This is a genomic window from Pseudomonas sp. TWI923 (assembly GCF_039673365.1).
Taxonomy (GTDB): Bacteria; Pseudomonadota; Gammaproteobacteria; order Pseudomonadales; family Pseudomonadaceae; genus Aquipseudomonas; species Aquipseudomonas sichuanensis.
Genome location: NZ_JBDJLM010000015.1, coordinates 1 through 18,980, shown reverse-complemented (window position 1 = coordinate 18,980; position 18,980 = coordinate 1). Strand labels below are relative to the sequence as shown.

Here is an 18,980-nt window from a genome sequence, read left to right as displayed (position 1 = left end):
CTTGCCCCGCGATTGCGTCAGCCGCCGCGGTATCGTCATCCAGGCTGCCGCCATCGCGGGGCAAGCCCGCTCCCACAGGTGTTCACCGTTATCCGAGATGCCTCATGAACTACCTCTTCCCCCTCACCGCCATCCTCATCTGGGCCGGCAACACCGTGGTCACCAAGCTGTCCGCCGGGGCCATCTTCCCGGCCGAGATCGGCTTCTACCGCTGGCTGCTGGCCGGCCTGCTGTTCACCCCCTTCCTGCTGCCCCAGGTATGGCGCAACCGCGCGGCGATCCGCCCGCACCTGGGCAAGGTCTTCGTGCTGGGCGTGCTGGGCATGGCCATCTACCAGAGCCTGGCCTACTTCGCCGCTGGCATCACCAGCGCCACCAACATGGGCATCATCCTGTCGCTGATGCCGCTGATGTCGCTGGCCCTGTCCATCGCCTGGCTGGGCGAGCGCCTGAGCTACGGCGCCTTGCTCGGCGCGCTGGTGTCGTTCTTCGGCGTGCTCGAGGTGGTCTCGGCCGGCCAACCCTCAGCGCTGCTGCACCAGGGCCTGAACAGCGGCGACCTGATGATGCTGGTAGCCACCTTCGCCTATGCGCTGTACAGCTTCCTGCTGAAGAAATGGCAACTGCGCCTGCCGCCGATGCAGCTGCTGTACCTGCAAATCCTGGTGGCGATCCTGGTGCTGCTGCCGCTGTTCCTGCTGTCGCCCAAGACCGGGCTGAACGGCCATAACATTGGCCTGGTGGTGTATGCCTGCGTGCTGGCCTCGATGGTCGCGCCACGGGTGTGGATGCAGGCGGTGCACCGGCTGGGGCCGAGCCGGACCACGCTGTTCTTCAACCTGTTGCCGGTGGTGACGGCGGTGATCGCGGCTGTGGTGCTGGATGAACAGTTGGCCAGCTATCACCTGGTTGGCGGGTTGCTGACCCTGGTTGGGGTGCTGCTGGCTGAGCGCTGGACTACGCCGGTGCGTCGTTGACATGCCGGGGGAGCGCTACGCGCTCCCTTCGCGACACAAGGCCGCTCCTACAGAAGACGGCGATCACCTGTAGGAGCGGCCTTGTGTCGCGAAAGGGGCGCGTAGCGGCCCCAGGGATCTCAAGCCTTGCATAAGGCCGTCACAACCCCGCCGCCTTGAGCCGGGCGGCATGCTCGGTAAACAGCCGCACCGGCTCGGCGCCCTTGCCCACCGCGCCGAGCGACTGGTTGACGATGTCCAGGTGGTCGAGCGGATAGTCGTCACCGATCACCTGGCCCAGGTGCGAACTGAAGCGCCCAACCATGCCATCGCACTGGCCTTTCTCCCTGACGAAGCTGCGGGCGAACAGGCGGCAGAAACGGTTGCTGCCATCGAAGCGATTGCGGCCCTGGTCGGTGAGCCCAGGCTGCAGGGTGCCGGACCACGAGTAGTAACGCACCCCGTTCACCTCAGCCGGCCCTTCCCCGCCCCAGACCTCGGGCAGCCCCTGTGGATAAGCCTGGTTGAACAGCGCCACCCCGGCGCAGGTCAACGACTGATGCGAGGCATGCACGTCGATCGGCAGCGGGTCGCGGCGCCAGCCGGTCTCCAGCCACACCAGCAACACCGCCAGGCCATGCAGCACGCCCCTGAGGATGCGCCCCTGGGGTGAGTCGCCCGGTGCCGTGCGCGCCAGGTGGTCGGCCAGCTCCGAGCCATGGTTGGGCCCGGCCACCGAGGTCACCGAGGCTACCCGGTCAGGGCGCTTCGCCGCCGCATAGCGGGCACTCAGGGCGCCCTGGCTATGGCCGATCAGGTTGACCTTTTCGGCCCCCGTGCGCTGGCAGATGTCTTCGATGATGGCCAGCAGCTGTTCGCCGCGCACCTCGCTGCCATGCAAGGGCGAGACCTGCACCGGGAACACCTGCGCGCCACCCCGGCGCAAGGCCGGGACGATGCCGAACCAGTAGGGATAGAGCAGCAACCGCACAAACCCGAGCATGCCCGGCACCAGCACCAGTGGATAGCGTGTAGCCAACGCCTGCGTCATTGCCCCAGCTCCTTTCCATGGACGACCGGCCCACACTACAGCGCCGTTTGAGCCCTGCGCAATCGAACTCCTGGCGCGCCGCGCGGTTCCAAGCAGAACAGACCCTCGAGCAAGGAGCGGGACCATGTACAAGCAGACCCTGGCCATTCTTCTGGCAAGCGCCACCCTCGCCGCCTGCAGCAGCCGCCCGGAAAACCCGGTGGACTACGTGACCTACCGCGACCAGCCGCTGGTCAAGCAGGTGGAAAACGGCATGACCATGCAGAAGGTCATCGCCATCGGCGGCAGCCCGTCGAATGTCATCGACCTGCCCCATGGCGGCACCTGCAACGACTACATCCTCAACCGTGACGGCCACCAGCAGCCCTACTACGTGCGTTTTGACGCCACCGGGCATGTTGACGCCAAGGGCTTCAAGACCTGCAAGCAACGCCAGCAAGACAGCGACGCCGCCCACGGCGCATGACCACCCTGATGCTTACGGAGATGAACATGAGCGTTGAACTGACCGATGTGAAGACCCTGCGCGAACGTGCGCGCAAGCACGCTGAAAACGGCGCGGTGACCGAGGGTTACCAGGCCGACCGCGAGAAGATCCTGCGCCTGCTCAACGAGTCGCTGGCCACGGAGCTGGTGTGCGTGCTGCGTTACAAGCGCCACTACTTCATGGCCAGCGGCATCAAGGCCAGTGTCGCTGCGGCGGAATTCCTCGAGCATGCCACCCAGGAAGCCGAGCACGCCGACAAGCTGGCCGAGCGCATCGTGCAACTGGGCGGCGAGCCGGACTTCAACCCGGACAACCTGAGCAAGCATTCACATGCCCAGTACGTGGAGGGCAAGAACCTGAAGGAGATGGTGCTGGAAGACCTGGTGGCCGAGCGCATCGCCATCGACAGCTATCGCGAGATCATCCAGTTCATCGGCGACAGCGACCCGACCACACGGCGGATCTTCGAGGACATCCTGGCCCAGGAAGAAGAGCACGCGGACGATATGTCGGATCTGTTGCAAGGGTTGTGATCGATATCGCGGGGCAAGCCCGCTCCCACGAGTTGACCTGTGGGAGCGGCGGTGCGCCGATGCGACTTGCCCCGCGATGAGGCCCTACTGCTTGGCCTTTACCGCAGCCGGCGCCTTGCCGGCTTTCATCTGCTGCAACAGCGGCGTGCACTGGTTCGGCGCATCGCCACTGCTCGGCGCGATCAGCGCCAATAGCCCCGCCGCCGGCCCCACGACCACACCCAATGCCACCATCCCCGCGCCACGCAGCGCCAGCGGCACCGCCTGCACACCGGCATTGGGCTTGGCAAACGGCCCACGCACATACAACGGCGAACGCAGCGAGAACAGCCGCACGCCCTTGGATTCCGGGGTGATCTTCAGGTCCAGCTGCTCGCTGGCGAAGTTGGCCGTGCCGTTGATGTAGATGATCGCGTTCTCGGTATCGAAGACGAACAGGCGGGTAGTGGCCAGGCCATCCTTGATACCCACATCGGCCGCCGCGCAATTGATCTTCACGTCCTCGTCGCCGAACAGCTTGCCGATCACATAGTTGCCGACATTGAGCCCGGCGATCTCCATCAGGCTGCGGCTGATCGCGCCATCGTTGATCAGCAGGCGCAGGTCACCGTTGGAGGTGCCGAGCAACGCCGCCACTGAATTGCCGCTGCCGCGCAGGTCGGCATCGCCATTGAGTTCACCAAAGCTGGTCTGCATCGGCGCGAAGCTGGGGAACAGCTGCTTGAGCTTGAAGCCCCGGGCGGTGAGCTTGGCACGCCCTTGCAACGGCGTGCTGCGCCCGTCCAGGCTGATGTTGGAGTCGAGGTTGCCGCCGGCCACGCCGAAGCGCAGCGGCTCCAGGCGCAACAGGCCATCGTCGAGGATCACATGGGCGGCCAGGTCGTTGAACGGCAGCTGCTCGCTGTGGACGATGCGCTTGCCGGCGAACGAGACGTCGGCATCCATGGCCCGCCAGCGCTCGGTGCGGAACTCTTCCACCGGCAGCACCTTGCCCGCCGGCTGCTTGCTGGCGCCGCCACGGGCCTTCTGCTGGCTGTTGGAGTCGGCGCCGATCAGCGGTGCAAGGTCCTTGAACAGCAGCTGGTTCGACACCAGGTTGCCGGACAGTTTCGGCCGCGGCTGGCTGGCGACGAACGCCAGGTCGCCATGGATATCGCTGGCGCCGATCTTGCCGTTGAAGCCCTCGTAGCGGAACTGCGCACCGTCTGCTGCATGCAAATTGGCGTTGAGGTGGCCGTCGGTTTCATAAGCCGGGGTGTCCGGCAAGGTCACGCCGGTGAGCGGGTAGAGGTTGCCCAGGCTGCTGCCGGACAGCTTCAGGCGCAGGTCGAGGGCGCCCAGATTACGCGGATCGGTCAGGGTACCGGCCAGCGCCACCTGGGTGTCGCCGATGCGGGCGTCGGCCTGCAGCGGGAACGGTTGGCTGGCATCCTGCAGCGCCAACAGGCCACCGATCTTGCCGGTGGCCGTCACGGCCTGGCCTTTGTAGCGGCCCTGGGCCTTGAGGCCGAAGGCGTAGGCCTGGGCGTTGCCGGCTTTTTCGGCGCGGGCCTTGCCGACGATGTCGCTGAACGGGATCGGTTTGCCCAGCGGGTCGACCTGCACCTTCAGGCTGGTCTTGAGGGTCTGGTCGTCGAAGCTCACGTTGCCCTGGTCGAAGCCGATGGCGCCGATATCCAACACCCATCTCGACGGTGGTTGGTTGTCATCCTTGGGCCCGAAGTCGAAGGTCCAGTTGGCGCGGCCGTCGGCCAGCCGGGTGAGGCTGGCGCTGGGCTTGACCAGGTCGATGCGTGGGATGCTGATGCGCTGGACGATCAACGGCAGTGGCGCCAGGCGGAACTCGACCCGCTCGAGGCCGACCATGCGCGGCTCCTTGAGCCAGTCCGGGTTGCCCAGCGTGAGATCTTCGGCGGTGAAATGCGGCCAGGGCACGAAGGCGCGCCAGCCGCCTTCTTCCGGTGCGGTGCGCCAGTGCACGGCGAGGTTGCCGTTGATCGCGAAAGGCCGATGCAGCGCCTCGGACACCTTCTCGTTGAGCAGTGGCTTGACGCGGTTCCAGTCGAAGGTGGCGATCACCACCACCAGGATCGCCAGCAGCGTGGCCAGGGTGGCGAAGGTCCAGACAAGGATTCTGGCGGGGCGCGTCATTGCGGGGTTCTCCTGACTGCCGGGCACGAGGCGGGCATAACGATGGCACTTAAAATGTCGGACTGATGAAAACCCGCAGGGTTTAGTCCGGGTTGCCATGATAGCGAAGTTTTCCTGGCGCTTTTCTGCTCTATTGGTCTGCCGCGGGCCTTGGTGTTACTGCGAAATCGGCAGCGCACAATGCCGGCATCATCGTCGAAACCATTGATTCAGAGCCGTCGCGCCTGAGTATCAATAGCGTCGATTGTTACCATTACCCTGATGAACTTCTCTCTGGCGTTACGCGGCGTAGCATTGCCTCCGTAGCCACTTTTCAGCCCCCGAGAGGAGCACCGAATCATGAAACGCCATCTGCTGCTGAGCCTGACCCTGTCCGTACTTGCCGCCAACGCTTTCGCCCTGCCTGCTGAAGACCAGCACCTGAGCGCCGAATCGCGCTCCAGCGCAGCCACTGTTGCCCAGCCGCTGAACACCCTGGCTGAAGGTGGCGCCGAACGCCTGCAGGAACGTGCCGGTCGCGTTGCCGAAGGTGGTTCGGACCGTCTGATCGAACGTAATAACCGCGTCGCCGAAGGTGGCTCGGATCGCTTGATCGAACGTAATAACCGCGTCGCCGAAGGTGGCTCGGATCGTCTGCTCGAACGCAACAACCGCGTCGCCGAAGGTGGCTCGGATCGCTTGATCGAACGTAATAACCGCGTCGCCGAAGGTGGCTCGGACCGTCTGATCGAACGCAATAACCGCGTCGCCGAAGGTGGCTCGGATCGTCTGATCGAACGCAACAACCGCGTTGCCGAAGGTGGCTCGGATCGCCTCGTCGAACTCAGCCGTGTGAGCTGATCGCCATGGCCGAAAACAACAAACCGCCCCGCTGTATCTGCTCCCCACCTAGCCCGGTCCATTGACCGGGCTTTGTTTTTTTATCCAGAATGGCCGGCCTCACAGCCACAGAATCCCGTCCCATGCTGCCGCGTGCCGAACAGAAGCTACAGACCCGCCAGGCCCTGCTGGACGCCGCCTGCCAGCTCATGGAGAGCGGCCGTGGCTTTGGCAGCATCAGCCTGCGCGAAGTGGCCAAGGCTGCCGGCATCGTGCCCACTGGCTTCTATCGCCACTTCCCCGACATGGACACCCTGGGCCTGGCCCTGGTCGCCGAAATCGACACCACCTTCCGCCAGACCATTCGCCTGGTGCGGCACAACGAATTCGAGCTGGGCGGCATCACCGACGCCTCGGTGCGCATCTTCCTCGATGTGGTCAACGCCCACCGCGCCCAGTTCCTGTTCCTGGCCCGCGAACAGTACGGCGGTTCGCAAGCCGTACGTCAGGCCATCGCCCGCCTGCGCCAGGACATCAGCAGCGACCTGGCCACCGACCTTGCGCGCATGCCGCGCTGGCAGCACCTGGACGGCGCGGCCCTGGCGGTGATGGCCGACTTGGTGGTCAAGACCGTGTTCGCCACCCTGCCGGAGCTGATCGACAGCCCGGAGCCGGGCAACCCGCAGGTGATGACGGCGCAAGAGAAGATCACCCAGCAGCTGCGCTTCATCTTCGTGGGTGCGCGGCATTGGCAGGGGTTGGGGAATCCAGGCTGACCCCTTGCCTGTACCGGCCCCATCGCCGGCAAGCCGGCTCCCACAGGGAATCACTCGGACCTGTAGGAGCGGGCTTGCCCCGCGAAAGGGCCGGCACAGGCAACCCATACCCCCAGTTCTGCTACCATGGCGCCCTGCCCGACCGTCCATGAGCGCCAGCATGTCCGACCCCCGCCTTGCTTTGACCCGTTTTCAACAGCACTTCGCCGAACGCATCGTGCCGCTGTGGCAAGGCCCGGGCTGGAACGCCGAGCTAGCGCTCCCCTACGAAGCCCTGGACGCCCAACACCGCCCGCTGCCGGTGCAGCGCTACCGCGCCATGGCCTGCGCGCGCCAGCTGTACCTGTTCAGCAGCCGCATCGAACAACCGGGCGCGGCCGAACGCGCGGCGGCGCTGTTCCGCTCGCTGCAAAAGCACTTCCATGACGCCGAACACGGCGGCTGGTTCTACAGCATCGACGCCGAAGGCAAGCCGCTGGACCGGCGCAAGGATCTCTATACCCACGCCTTCATCGTCTTCGCCTGCGCCCATTACTGGGGCAAGGTCGGTGAAGGTCTGGTGGAAGCCACGCTCAATGGCGCCCTGGAAGTGGTTGCCGAGCAGTTCGCCCGTAACGATGGCCTGTACGAGGCCAGCCTGGGTGAGGACTGGTCGGACTTGGGCAGCGGCCCGTTGCAGAACCCACAGATGCACCTGGCCGAAGCTTTCCTGCAGGTGTTGGCCGTGCGCGAGGACGACGACGTACGCCAGTCGTTGCTGCAGCTGTGCGAAGCGCTGCAGGCGCAATTCGTCGAACCGCAACACGGCCTGATGCTGGAGAAACCGCGCGGGGCTGTGGATAACTGGTTCGAGCCTGGCCATCAGTTCGAATGGTTCTACCTGCTCGACAGCTCGCCGCTACTGCGCGGCACGCCGCTGCATGCCTCCATCAGCCGTGGGTTCGGCTACGCCGAACAGTGCGGGGTGAAGGATTCGGCGGTGCTGGCGATGCTGGATGTGGACGGCAAGGTGCTCGACGCCACCCAGCGGATCTGGGCCCAGGCGGAGTACCTGCGGGCGCTGGCACAGCGCTCGGCCAGCGATGAAAAATTGCTTGGGCAGCTGCAGGCCCTTCAAGGGCAGTTCCTGCATGACGGCGGCTGGCATGAGTGCCGGGATGGCAATGGCGCGGTCAGCCGGCATGACATGCCTTCGACCACGCCCTATCACTTGGCTACCTGCCTGGAAGGTTTGCAGCGCCTGGACTGACGCAATCGCGGGGCAAGTCGCAGCGGCGCACCGCCGCTCCCACAGCAAATCGACGTCACCTGTGGGAGCGGCGGTTCGCCGCTGCGATTTACCCGCGAACACCGGCGAAGCCGGTGCCATATACCGCAGTGCCTGATTCGCGGGTAAACCCGCTCCCACATGTACTGCGCGACAGCCGACTTGCCCCTGTCAATCGACTCAGGCCTTGGCCGAGCGGTCGATCGAGAACCCTGCCCAATCCTGGCTCACCGGCATCAGCTCGAGGCTGTTGATGTTGATGTGCGCCGGTTGGTTGAGGATCCAGAAGATGGTCTCGGCAATGTCCTGCGGCTGGATCGGCTCGGCGCCCGCATAGGTGGCGTCGTACTTGGCCTGGTCGCCGCCGAAGCGCACCAGCGAGAACTCGCTCTCGCACAGGCCTGGCTCGATGTTGCTCACCCGCACCCCGGTACCGCGCAAGTCGCAACGCAGGCTCAACGAGAACTGGCCGACGAACGCCTTGGTGCCGCCGTACACGTTGGCGCCTGGGTACGGGTAGTTGCCCGCCACCGAGCCGACGTTGAGGATCGACGCACCGCGGCCGTGGGCGATCAGGCGTGGCAGCAGCAGGCGGGTGGTGTACATCAGGCCCTTGATGTTGGTGTCGACCATGGTTTCCCAGTCATCCAGGCTGCAGTTCTGCGCGGCATCGACACCCAGCGCCAGGCCGGCGTTGTTGACCAGGCCCTGCAGTTTGTCGAAGGCCGGCGGCAGGCTGGCGATGGCCGCCTCCATGGCTTTGCGGTCACGCACATCGACCACCAGGGTGTGCACTTCGGTCTTGGCCGACAGCTCGGCGCGCAGGGCATCCAGGCGCTCCTGGCGACGACCGGTGAGGACCAGCTTCCAGCCGGCCTCGGCGAAACGGCGGGCGGTGGCCTCACCGAAACCGGAAGTCGCGCCAGTAATGAATACGGTGGATGTCATGCTCTTCTCCTTGACTGTGGATTACGTGCTGCCGGCTTCGCAGCATGCCCGGCGCACGCTCTGGCGACAACCGTTTCAATCCCTGGTCAAGAAATGATCAAAGCCTTGAAAGCCCCGTGCTAGATAGCCATGAGAGAGCTATGCGCACCTTACCCACAAGCCTTTCCCCACGGATTGGGGGCAACTCGTCGGTTGCGCGGAACCTTTTGTACGGCCGTGGTCCTGTGGAAATCTCTCACTGATGGCGCAACGCTTTCAACCATGCCGCCTGCGGCAGTCTGTCCAAGGTTTTTGCACAGAGTTACCCACAGATATCCGGCCCTTGTGGAAAGGTCGTCCCGCAGGCAAAAACACTCGTTGAATCAACCACAAAGCGTACATGATCAAAAAACGTACAAACCCTTGAAGGCATTGAGTTCAAAGGCCTGCAGCGAGGTGCCACCATGTTTTCCACAGGCGGTTCCACATAATCCGTGGAAAGTTTTGTACCTGTGGAAACAAGGGCTTGCGAGGGGGTTGTGGAGTGCTTCGAGAAAGATATGCGACAAGTTGTCCACATGCTGCGGCCGAGCATAAAACGCATCGCGGGGCAAGACTGCCACGCGCCGCGATCCCCTGTAGGAGCGGCCTTGTGTCGCGAAAGGGCCGCGAAGCGGCCCCGGCGATTTTGCATGATGCTGAGGTCTTGGGGCTGCTTCGCAGCCCGTTCGCGACACAAGGCCGCTCCTACAGAGACCGTGCTGGATCCTCAGTGCCCGCCCAGATAGGCGTTGCGCACCTCCTCGTTGACCAACAGCTCCTGCCCGGTACCGGTCATGCGGATCTGCCCGTTGACCATCACATAGGCACGGTCCGAGAGCTTCAGCGCATGGTTGGCGTTCTGCTCCACGAGGAAGATGGTCATCCCGCTCTGCGCCAGTTCGCGCAGGGTGGCGAAGATCTGCTTGACCACGATCGGCGCCAGCCCCAACGACGGTTCGTCGAGCAGCAGCAGCTTGGGCCGGCTCATCAGCGCCCGGGCGATGGCGAGCATCTGCTGCTCGCCGCCGGACATGGTCATCGCCCGCTGGTTTCGCCGCTCCTTGAGCCTGGGGAACAGCGTAAACATGCGCTGCATGTCCTCATCGGCATGTTTGTCGCCGATGGGGATGGTGCCCATCATCAGGTTCTCCTCGACGGTCATGTCGGGGAACACCCGACGCCCTTCGGGGGACTGGGCGATGCCGTTGGAGGCGATGTAGTGCGACGACTTGCGGGTGATGTCGGTGCCACGGTAGATGATCTGCCCGGAAGCCGCCCGGGGCTGGCCGAAGATCGACATCAACAAGGTCGACTTGCCCGCACCGTTGGCGCCGATGAGGCTTACCGTCTCGCCTTCGTTGATGTGCATCGAGACTTTCTTCAGGGCCTGGATCGGCCCGTAGAACACCTCGAGATCCTTAAGTTCGAGAATGGGTGCGGTCATACCAGTTCCTCTTCATCAGCACCCAGGTAGGCGGCGATCACCGTCGGGTTGTGGCGGATATCCTGCGGCGCGCCTTCGGCGATCACGTTGCCGTGGTCGAGCACGACGATGTGGTCGGAAATGCTCATGACCATGCCCATGTCGTGCTCGATCAGCACCACGGTGATGTCATGCTCGTCGCGCAGCACGCGGATCATGCGGCTGAGCGCCTCGGTTTCCTGCGGGTTGAGGCCGGCGGCCGGTTCGTCCAGGCAGATGATCTTGGGGCGCGTGCACATGGCCCGGGCGATCTCCAGACGACGTTGCTGGCCATAGGAAAGCTCACCGGCCAGGCGGTTGGCGCAGTCGACCAGGTCGACCACCTCCAGCCAGTAGAAGGCATGGTCCAGCGCCTCGCTCTCGGCCTGGCGGTAGCCCTTGGTGTTGAGCACCCCGGCCAGCAGGTTGCGGTTGACCCACATGTGCTGGGCCACCAGCAGGTTCTCCACCACTGACATTTCCTTGAACAGGCGGATATTCTGGAACGTACGCGCCAGCCCTGCCCGGTTGACCAGGTGGGTACCGCCGAACATCTTGTAGTACATGCGGTTGGCGAAACGCGCGGGGGACACGAAGTCGGTGGGCCGGAAACGCTCGCCCAGCAGCTGGATGACGTTGGTGGTGCTGCCGCGCACGTTCAGTTCGATGCGCCCGCCGCTGGCCTTGTAGAAGCCGGTCAGGCAGTTGAACACGGTGGTCTTGCCGGCGCCGTTGGGGCCGATCAAGGCGAAGATCTGGTTGCGCTTCACTTTCAGGCTGACATCGCTGAGCGCCTTGATACCGCCGAACTGCATCATCAGGTTGTCGACCGACAGAATGATTTCGTCGCTCATGGCGCCACTCCTTTACGCGGGACCACACCGGTACGGCTGATGCGGATCAGCCCCCGTGGTCGCCAGATCATCATCAGCACCATCAATACGCCGAACAGCAGCACGCGGTACTCGGAGAAGCTGCGCAGCAGCTCGGGGGCCACGGTCAGCACGAAGGCGGCGATCACCACGCCCACGGTCGAGCCCATGCCGCCGAGCACGACGATGGCGAGGATCAGCGCCGACTCGAAGAAGGTGAACGACGACGGGTTGACGAAGCCCTGGTAGGTGGCGAAGAACACGCCGGCAAGGCCTGCGGTAGAGGCACCGAGGGTAAAGGCGGAGAGCTTGACCAGCACGTGGTTCAGGCCCATCGAGCGGCAGGCGATCTCGTCTTCGCGCAGCGCCTCCCAGGCACGGCCGACCGGCATGCGGGTCAAGCGGTGCTTGATGTACAGCACGGCCAGCACTACCAGGAACAACACCGCGTAGATGAACACGAACTTGAGGTTGGCGTTGTATTCGAAGCCGAAGAACTCATGGATCGGCACCCCACCGTCCTTGGCTCGGCGACCGAACTCCAGGCCGAAGATGGTCGGCGATGGCGCCGGCATGCCGTTGGGGCCACCGGTGAACGACAGCCAGTTGTTCAGCACCAGGCGGATGATTTCACCAAAGCCCAGGGTCACGATCGCCAGGTAGTCGCCATGCATCCGCAACACCGGGAAACCAAGGATGCACCCCGCCAGCGCGGCGGCGATGGCCGCCAGCGGCAGCACGCTCCAGAAGCCCAGGCCCAGGTACTGGTAGCCGAGCGCCAGGCCGTAGGCGCCAATGGCGTAGAACGCCACGTAACCGAGGTCGAGCAGGCCGGCCAGGCCGACCACGATGTTCAGGCCCAGGCCCAGCAGCACGTAGATCAGGCCGAGGATGACCACGGTCAGCAGGTACTTGTTGGCGAAGACGGGGAACACGATGGCAATCACGATCAGCGCCGGAATGATGTAACGCAGGCGCGACTTGTAGTCCGGCGCCAGCACGTGCACGCCCGAACCACCACTGTCGAAGCCCTGGAGCATGCGCAGGCCGGTGGCGGTCTGCAGGAACAGGCTGAGCACGAAGCGCCCGACCATCACCCCGCCGACCAGCCAGGCCACGCGGGTCGGCTGGGCGTTGAAGGTGTAGCCGTCGAGTACCACGCCGACGACCGGGCCAAATACGATGAGGGCCAGCAGGCCGGCGACTATGGTCTCCAGCAGGCTGCGTTTGAGATCGAAACCTTTGTTTGCAACAGCAGGGGCAGTATTGGCAGCGGACATGTTCACACCTTAGCCACGAGCGGGCGACCCAGCAGGCCTTGGGGACGGAAGATGAGGATCATCACCAGCAGCGAGAAGCTGAACACGTCCTTGTAGTCGGAGTTGATCAGGCCGGAGAACAGCGACTCGGAAATTCCCAGGATGATCCCGCCAAGCATGGCGCCCGGGAGCGAGCCGATACCGCCAAGCACGGCAGCGGTGAATGCCTTGATGCCGATGATGAAGCCGGCATAGAAGTCGAAGGTGCCATAGTTCATGGTGATCAACACGCCCGCCAGTGCGGCCATCACCGCGCCGATGACGAACACGTAGGAGATCACCCGGTCGGTGTTGATACCCAGAATGGAAGCCATCTTGCGGTCTTGTTGCGTGGCCCGGCACATACGGCCGAGCTTGGTGTACTTGATCACGTAGGTGAGCAGGCCCATGCCGACGAACGCGGCGACCAGGATGAAGATCTTGGTGTAGGTCAGCTGTACGAAACCGCTGCCGACATCGATGCGCATGGCGCCTTCGAGCAGCGTGGGTACGCCCTGCTGGCGGGCGCCCTGGCTGATCTGTGCGTAGTTCTGCAGGATCAGCGAGATGCCGATGGCGCTGATCAGCGGTGCCAGGCGGGTGGAGTTGCGCAGGGGTTTGTAGGCGATGCGCTCGATGGTGAAGCCGTAGACGCCGGTGACGACGACGGTGAACAACAGCGTGCCGAGCATCAGCAAGGGGAACGACTCAATGCCGAAGTAGGCCAGCAATGCCAGGCTGATCGCCGCGAGGTACGCGGAAATCATGTACACCTCGCCGTGCGCGAAGTTGATCATGCCGATAATGCCATAGACCATTGTGTAGCCGATGGCGATCAGGCCATAGACCGACCCGAGGGTCAGGCCGTTGACCAGTTGCTGCAGGAAAATACCATCCATAACGCAATCTCACCTGATTGAGATTGCACGAGCGCCGACCACGGCGGGCCACGGATGAAGTGGCCGTTGCGGCGCAGAACCGTGCAGATCTACGAATAAAGACAGCTGCTGCGAGGGCGTTGGCCCGGGCTTGCAGGCCCGGGCCCCACCCTGGTTATTTTTGTTTTTCGAGCTGGTGGTACTTGCCGTCTTTATCCCACTGGTAGACCACGTAGTCGGACACGGTCAGGTCGCCCTTGCTGTCCCACTTCTTCTCGCCCATGACGGTCTTGACCGGGTTGGCCTTGAGCCACTTGGCGGCGTCTTCGCCCTTGTTCGACTTGGCGCCGTTGAAGCCGGCAGCCAGGGCCTGCAGCGAAGCGTAGGCGTACAGGGTGTAGCCTTCCGGCTCGGTGCCGTTCTTGCGGAACTCCTCGACCACCGCCTTGCTGTCGGGCAGCAGACGTGGGTCGGCGCCGAAGGTCATGTACACACCATCGACGTATTGGGCACCGCCAGCGGTGGTGACCAGTTCGTCGGTGACGATGCCGTCGTCGGACATGAACTTGACGTCCTTCAGGCCCTGCTCGCGCAGCTGGCGTACCAGCGGGCCGGCCTCTGGGTGCAGGCCACCGAAGTAGACGACGTCGGCACCGGCGGCGCGGATCTTGGTGACCACGGCGCTGAAGTCCTTCTCGCCGCGGGTCAGGCCTTCGTACAGCACCGGCGTGACGCCGCGCTTGATCAGCTGTGCCTTGGTCGCGTCGGCCAGCCCCTGGCCGTAGGTGTCCTTGTCGTGCAGCACCACGACTTTCTTGCCCTTGAGCACGTCGACGATGTAGTCGCCGGCGACGATGCCCTGCTGGTCGTCACGGCCACACATGCGGAACATCGCAGACAGGCCACGCTCGGTGACCTGCGGGTTGGTGGAGCCCGGGGTGATGGCGATCACGCCAGCCTCGTCATACACCTCGGAGGCGGGGATGGTGTTGGAGGAGCAGAAGTGGCCGACCACGCCGATCACCTTGTCCTGGTCCACCAGGCGGTTGGCCACGGCCACGGCCTGCTTGGGTTCACAGGCGTCATCACCTTTGACCAGAACGATCTTTTCGCCGTTCACCCCGCCGGCGGCGTTGATCTTGTCGGCTGCCGCCTGGGCACCTTTCATGTACTGCTCGCCAAACGCTGCGTTGGCACCGGTCATGGGGCCCGCAACACCGATCTTGACGTCGGCCTGAACATACGAAGAAACACCCAGTGCTGTGGCTACCGCCAGTGCCAGGAAACCTTTCTTGTAAAACGTCTGCGACATGAGGTGGTGCTCCTAGAGTTTTTTTTGGTTGGCACTACAACTTCATCAACCCTGTGCTCCGAGCAAGGGCCGTGCCATTGGTTTTGCATTCCGGGAAAACTCACTGTGCAGGGGGATAAGAGGCGACCGACGGCCTTTTCTTTATTGAGCGTGCAACCGTCTGCCGCAGGGTGAGCGCCACCCAAACGCCTAGACAAGGAGCAACCATCGAGTGCCATCATTGCAACCCTTGCAAGTGTTAACGTGCAACCGCCCTGTAACAGCCGACGTCACCGAACTGCACACCGCTGGTGCGCGACTGCTACAGGCAGCACCGTTTGAAGGCTAGCCGGTGCACGGAAAAACACCTGCTTTGCCTATGCAGGCCCTTTCGCGGGTAAACCCGCTCCCACAGGATGGCACCTGGCCTGTGGGAGCGGGTTTACCCGCGAAGGGGCCGGCATAGGCGCAACAACACCTCAAAGACTGGCACAATAGCCGCCATTGCCCGCTTTGGAGCTTCCCCCTGATGAGCGAGAGCGCATTCGCCGAGCGCATCGTGCACAACCTGCTCGACACCGATTTCTACAAGCTGACGATGATGCAGGGCGTGCTGCACAACTACCCGGACGCCGACGTCGAGTGGGAGTTTCGCTGCCGCAATGGCGAAGACCTGCGCCCCTACCTGGGCGAAATCCGCCACCAGCTGGAACTGCTCAGCGAGCTCACCCTGGATGATGGCCAGTTGGCCTTCCTCGAGCGCATCAGCTTTCTCAAGCCCGACTTCCTGCGTTTTCTGCGGCTGTTCCGCTTCAACCTGCGCTACGTGCGCTTAGGGATCGAAAATGACCAGCTGAGCCTGCGCCTGCGGGGCCCGTGGCTGCACGTGATCCTCTTCGAAATACCCCTGCTGGCGATCATCAGTGAAGTGCGCAACCGCCACCTGCACCCGCACATGCGCCTGGCCGAGGCGCGTGACCAGCTACACCGCAAGTTCGACTGGCTGCGCGCCCATGCCAGCGATGATGAACTGGCCGAACTGCAGGTGGCCGACTTCGGCACCCGCCGGCGCTTTTCCAGCCGGGTGCAGGCGGAAGTGGTGAGGGTGCTGCGCGATGATTTCCCGGCCCGTTTCGTCGGCACCAGCAACGTCGACCTGGCATGGAAACTGGATATCAAGCCGCTGGGCACCATGGCCCACGAATGGTTCATGGCCCACCAGCAACTCGGCCCACGGCTGATCGACAGCCAGAGCGCCGCGCTGGACTGTTGGGTACGTGAATACCGCGGGCTGCTGGGCATCGCCCTGACCGACTGCATCACCATGGATGCCTTCCTGAAGGATTTCGACCTGTACTTCGCCAAGCTGTTCGACGGCCTGCGCCACGACTCGGGCGAGCCGGTGGCCTGGGCCGAGAAAGCCATCGCCCATTACCAGAAGCTGGGCATCGACCCGATGACCAAGACCCTGGTGTTCTCCGATGGCCTGAACCTGACCCGTTCACTGGAAATCTTCCGTGCCCTGCGCGGTCGGATCAACGTCAGCTTTGGCATCGGCACCAACCTGACGTGCGACATCCCCGGTGTGGCGCCCATGAACATCGTGCTTAAAATGACCGACTGCAACGGCTCGCCAGTGGCGAAGATCTCCGACGAAGCCGCCAAGACCCAGTGCCGCGACCAGAACTTCGTCGCCTACCTGCGTCACGTATTCAAAATCCCCAGCAAGGAGTAACCCATGCAAGCCGTTCAGCAGGAGATTGCCCAGGCGCTCAAGGTGCAGCCCCCCTTCGCCGATACCGCCGCACTCGAGCAGGAAGTGGCCCGGCGCGTGGCGTTCATCAAGGATTGCCTGGCCAACGCCCAGCTCAAGACCCTGGTTCTGGGCATCAGCGGCGGCGTCGATTCGCTGACCGCCGCCCTGCTCGCCCAGCGCGCCGTCAACGAGTTGCGCGCCGAGACCGGCGACAAGGCCTACACCTTCATCGCCGTGCGCCTGCCGTACCAGGTGCAGCACGACGAGCACGACGCCCAGGCCTGCCTGGACGTGATCAAGGCCGACGAAGTGCACACTGTCGACATCGCCCCGGCGGTACGCGCCCTGGCCACTGAAGTGAAGGCACTGGAAGGTGGCTCGCCGAGCCTGGTGGACTTCGTCGTCGGCAATACCAAGGCGCGCATGCGCATGGTGGCGCAATACACCATCGCCGGCGCCCGCGCGGGCCTGGTGATCGGCACCGACCACGCCGCCGAGGCGGTGATGGGCTTCTTTACCAAGTTTGGTGATGGTGCCTGCGACCTGGCGCCGCTGAGCGGGCTGGTGAAGAACCAGGTGCGGGCGATTGCGCGCAGCTTTGGCGCGCCGGAATCGCTGGTGGAGAAAGTGCCGACCGCCGACCTGGAAGACCTGGAACCGGGCAAGCCGGACGAGGCGTCCCACGGCGTCACCTACCAGCAGATCGATGCCTTCCTGCATGGCCAGCCGGTCGATCAGGCGGCGTTCGACATCATCGTCGGCACCTACCGCAAGACCCAGCACAAGCGCGAACTGCCGTTCGCGCCTTGATCAGGCTGTAGAAAGACCTGTGGGAGCGGGCTTGCCCCGCGATGGCCTTGGTGGATTCACCATCGCCATCGCGGGGCAAGCCCGCTCCCACAAGGGTACTGCGTCAGGCTTCGATTACTTGACGACTACCTTGCCCTTCATCATCGAGATGTGGCCCGGGAAGGTGCAGAAGAAGCTGTAGTCGCCACCGGCTTCAAGCTTCGAGGTGTCGAACTTCACTTCAGTCTCTTTCTCTGGCGCGCCGATCATCGCGGTGTGGGCGATGATGTTGGCGTTATCCGCTTTCAGGTAGCCCTTGTCGATGCCCTGGCTCATGCCTTCGGTGGCGATCGCCTGCATGTCGGCAGTCTTGCTGATCACCAGGTTGTGGCCCATGACGTTCTTCGGCAGGCTGCCCGAATGGGTCAGCTTCACGGTGAACTCTTTGCAGCTCTTGTCGACGGTGAATTCTTTGCTGGTGTAGGACATCTGGTCAGTCGACTCGACAGTGACCGAGCATTCGGCTGCAAAGACAGAGGCGCTGGCGAGGGTCAGCAGGGATACCGCTACAGCTTTCGCAAACATCATGAATCTCCTTGGCAGGGTTTTATCAATTGCGAGACTGCCTGAAACCTTGCAACCCAGCCCTGATGTGGGTCAAGGGGTGTCAAGTGGCCAGCCAGTTGAATTGTTCAATGGATTGTATACAACCAATCAAAGAGCACATCATGCCCTCTTGATAGACGATGGGACAACCTTTCATTTAGGAGTAACTGAAATGTCCCTCTCAAGTTTCATGAACAGCCTGCTCGCCGCCTACGCCCAGGGCGCCACCGGCGCAGCCTGCGAATTCTCCCGCCCTGAGTGAATAGCCTTGGAAGTGTCAGGCTTGAGCCTTACCCTGTGCCCCCTGTGAAGGGAGACAAGCCATGCCTGTACGTTCCGTTTGTGTGTTCTGTGGCGCCAGTATCGGCGCCAACCCCGCCTACCGTGAAGCCGCCATCGCCCTGGGCCAGGCCATCGCCCGCCGGGGCCTGACGCTGGTCTATGGCGGCGGCGCGGTGGGCCTGATGGGCACCGTGGCCGACGCCGCGCTCGCCGCGGGCGGTGAAGTGGTCGGGATCATCCCCGAAAGCCTGATGAACGCCGAAATCGGCCACAAGGGCCTGACCCGCCTGGAGGTGGTGGACGGCATGCACGCGCGCAAGGCGCGCATGGCCGAACTCAGCGATGCCTTCATCGCCCTGCCGGGCGGGCTGGGGACGCTGGAGGAGCTGTTCGAGGTGTGGACCTGGGGGCAGCTGGGGTATCACGCCAAGCCGCTGGGCTTGCTGGATGTGAACGGGTTCTACGAGAAGCTGGGCGGGTTCCTCGACCATATCGTCGAGGAAGGCTTCGTACGGCCGCAGCACCGGGCGATGTTGCAGTTGGCGCAGCAGCCGGATGAGTTGCTGGACGGGATGGACCGGTTCGAATCACCGGTATTGCCGAAGTGGGTCGACAAGAAGCCTGATTGAAGGCTGAAATCCTGGGACCGCTTTGCGGTCCTTTCGCGACACAAGGCCGCTCCTACAGGCGAATGCGATCTCCGGTAGGAGCGGCCTTGTGTCGCGAAAGGACTGTGC

The 18,980-nt window shown here is 63.6% G+C and carries 18 protein-coding genes; 9 read left to right on the top strand and 9 right to left on the bottom strand.

Annotated features, from left to right (window positions below):
- Positions 1 to 104 precede the first annotated feature (104 nt).
- Positions 105 to 977 carry a DMT family transporter gene (locus tag ABE459_RS09065; protein WP_323830423.1) on the top strand — a complete coding sequence of 291 codons (873 nt, stop codon included), beginning with the start codon at positions 105 to 107 and terminating at the stop codon, positions 975 to 977.
- Between the two features lie 139 nt (positions 978 to 1,116).
- Here the strand turns inward: ABE459_RS09065 and ABE459_RS09060 are convergent, their stop codons facing one another.
- Complete coding sequence (locus tag ABE459_RS09060; RefSeq protein WP_323830424.1) at positions 1,117 to 2,007, bottom strand: triacylglycerol lipase; 891 nt, start codon at positions 2,005 to 2,007, stop codon at positions 1,117 to 1,119.
- 124 nt (positions 2,008 to 2,131) lie between these two features.
- On the opposite strand from ABE459_RS09060, the gene osmE reads away from it, so the two are divergent.
- Together osmE and ABE459_RS09050 are read left to right on the top strand one after the other, a co-directional pair.
- Positions 2,132 to 2,473, top strand: a complete 342-nt coding sequence (gene osmE, locus ABE459_RS09055) for an osmotically-inducible lipoprotein OsmE (protein WP_322359505.1) — start codon at positions 2,132 to 2,134, stop codon at positions 2,471 to 2,473.
- Between the two features lie 26 nt (positions 2,474 to 2,499).
- Positions 2,500 to 3,027 (top strand): ferritin-like domain-containing protein, encoded by a 528-nt coding sequence (locus ABE459_RS09050; protein WP_125465736.1) that lies wholly within the window; start codon positions 2,500 to 2,502, stop codon positions 3,025 to 3,027.
- A gap of 84 nt (positions 3,028 to 3,111) precedes the next feature.
- Here the strand turns inward: ABE459_RS09050 and ABE459_RS09045 are convergent, their stop codons facing one another.
- On the bottom strand, positions 3,112 to 5,178 hold the full coding sequence (locus tag ABE459_RS09045) for an AsmA family protein (protein ID WP_323830425.1): 2,067 nt from the start codon (positions 5,176 to 5,178) through the stop codon (positions 3,112 to 3,114).
- A gap of 339 nt (positions 5,179 to 5,517) precedes the next feature.
- Here ABE459_RS09045 and ABE459_RS09040 point away from each other — a divergent pair, with 339 nt between their 5' ends.
- From ABE459_RS09040 to ABE459_RS09030, 3 genes are all read left to right on the top strand, one after another.
- Positions 5,518 to 6,018 carry a phage infection protein gene (locus tag ABE459_RS09040; protein ID WP_323830426.1) on the top strand — a complete coding sequence of 167 codons (501 nt, stop codon included), beginning with the start codon at positions 5,518 to 5,520 and terminating at the stop codon, positions 6,016 to 6,018.
- Positions 6,019 to 6,140: 122 nt separating this feature from the next.
- A complete protein-coding gene (locus ABE459_RS09035) occupies positions 6,141 to 6,773 on the top strand; it encodes a TetR family transcriptional regulator (protein ID WP_125465739.1) in 633 nt (210 codons plus the stop codon).
- Positions 6,774 to 6,933: 160 nt separating this feature from the next.
- Positions 6,934 to 8,022: an AGE family epimerase/isomerase gene (locus ABE459_RS09030; protein ID WP_323830427.1), complete on the top strand. Its 1,089-nt coding sequence runs from the start codon at positions 6,934 to 6,936 to the stop codon at positions 8,020 to 8,022.
- A 198-nt stretch (positions 8,023 to 8,220) separates the two neighbouring features.
- Here the strand turns inward: ABE459_RS09030 and ABE459_RS09025 are convergent, their stop codons facing one another.
- The 6 genes from ABE459_RS09025 to ABE459_RS09000 form a co-directional block, all read right to left on the bottom strand.
- A complete protein-coding gene (locus tag ABE459_RS09025) occupies positions 8,221 to 8,988 on the bottom strand; it encodes an SDR family oxidoreductase (RefSeq protein WP_125465741.1) in 768 nt (255 codons plus the stop codon).
- Between the two features lie 748 nt (positions 8,989 to 9,736).
- On the bottom strand, positions 9,737 to 10,453 hold the full coding sequence (locus tag ABE459_RS09020) for an ABC transporter ATP-binding protein (RefSeq protein WP_125465742.1): 717 nt from the start codon (positions 10,451 to 10,453) through the stop codon (positions 9,737 to 9,739).
- Positions 10,450 to 11,325: an ATP-binding cassette domain-containing protein gene (locus ABE459_RS09015; RefSeq protein ID WP_125465743.1), complete on the bottom strand. Its 876-nt coding sequence runs from the start codon at positions 11,323 to 11,325 to the stop codon at positions 10,450 to 10,452. The genes ABE459_RS09020 and ABE459_RS09015 overlap by 4 nt, the downstream gene beginning before the upstream one ends.
- Positions 11,322 to 12,623 (bottom strand): high-affinity branched-chain amino acid ABC transporter permease LivM, encoded by a 1,302-nt coding sequence (gene livM, locus ABE459_RS09010; RefSeq protein ID WP_110992986.1) that lies wholly within the window; start codon positions 12,621 to 12,623, stop codon positions 11,322 to 11,324. Before livM ends, ABE459_RS09015 begins: the two co-directional genes overlap by 4 nt.
- A gap of 2 nt (positions 12,624 to 12,625) precedes the next feature.
- Positions 12,626 to 13,540, bottom strand: coding sequence for a branched-chain amino acid ABC transporter permease LivH (locus ABE459_RS09005; protein WP_110992987.1), 915 nt, complete (start codon positions 13,538 to 13,540; stop codon positions 12,626 to 12,628).
- Between the two features lie 154 nt (positions 13,541 to 13,694).
- Positions 13,695 to 14,831 carry a branched-chain amino acid ABC transporter substrate-binding protein gene (locus tag ABE459_RS09000; RefSeq protein ID WP_110992988.1) on the bottom strand — a complete coding sequence of 379 codons (1,137 nt, stop codon included), beginning with the start codon at positions 14,829 to 14,831 and terminating at the stop codon, positions 13,695 to 13,697.
- A gap of 508 nt (positions 14,832 to 15,339) precedes the next feature.
- Between ABE459_RS09000 and pncB the strand changes: the two genes are divergently transcribed.
- Together pncB and nadE are read left to right on the top strand one after the other, a co-directional pair.
- On the top strand, positions 15,340 to 16,545 hold the full coding sequence (gene pncB, locus ABE459_RS08995) for a nicotinate phosphoribosyltransferase (RefSeq protein WP_110992989.1): 1,206 nt from the start codon (positions 15,340 to 15,342) through the stop codon (positions 16,543 to 16,545).
- 3 nt (positions 16,546 to 16,548) lie between these two features.
- Positions 16,549 to 17,376 carry an ammonia-dependent NAD(+) synthetase gene (gene nadE / locus ABE459_RS08990; RefSeq protein WP_323830428.1) on the top strand — a complete coding sequence of 276 codons (828 nt, stop codon included), beginning with the start codon at positions 16,549 to 16,551 and terminating at the stop codon, positions 17,374 to 17,376.
- Between the two features lie 114 nt (positions 17,377 to 17,490).
- Here nadE and azu read toward each other — a convergent pair whose 3' ends face one another.
- Positions 17,491 to 17,940 (bottom strand): azurin, encoded by a 450-nt coding sequence (gene azu / locus ABE459_RS08985; RefSeq protein WP_110992991.1) that lies wholly within the window; start codon positions 17,938 to 17,940, stop codon positions 17,491 to 17,493.
- Positions 17,941 to 18,284: 344 nt separating this feature from the next.
- Between azu and ABE459_RS08980 the strand changes: the two genes are divergently transcribed.
- A complete protein-coding gene (locus tag ABE459_RS08980) occupies positions 18,285 to 18,872 on the top strand; it encodes a TIGR00730 family Rossman fold protein (protein WP_323830429.1) in 588 nt (195 codons plus the stop codon).
- The last annotated feature ends 108 nt before the right edge of the window (positions 18,873 to 18,980 follow it).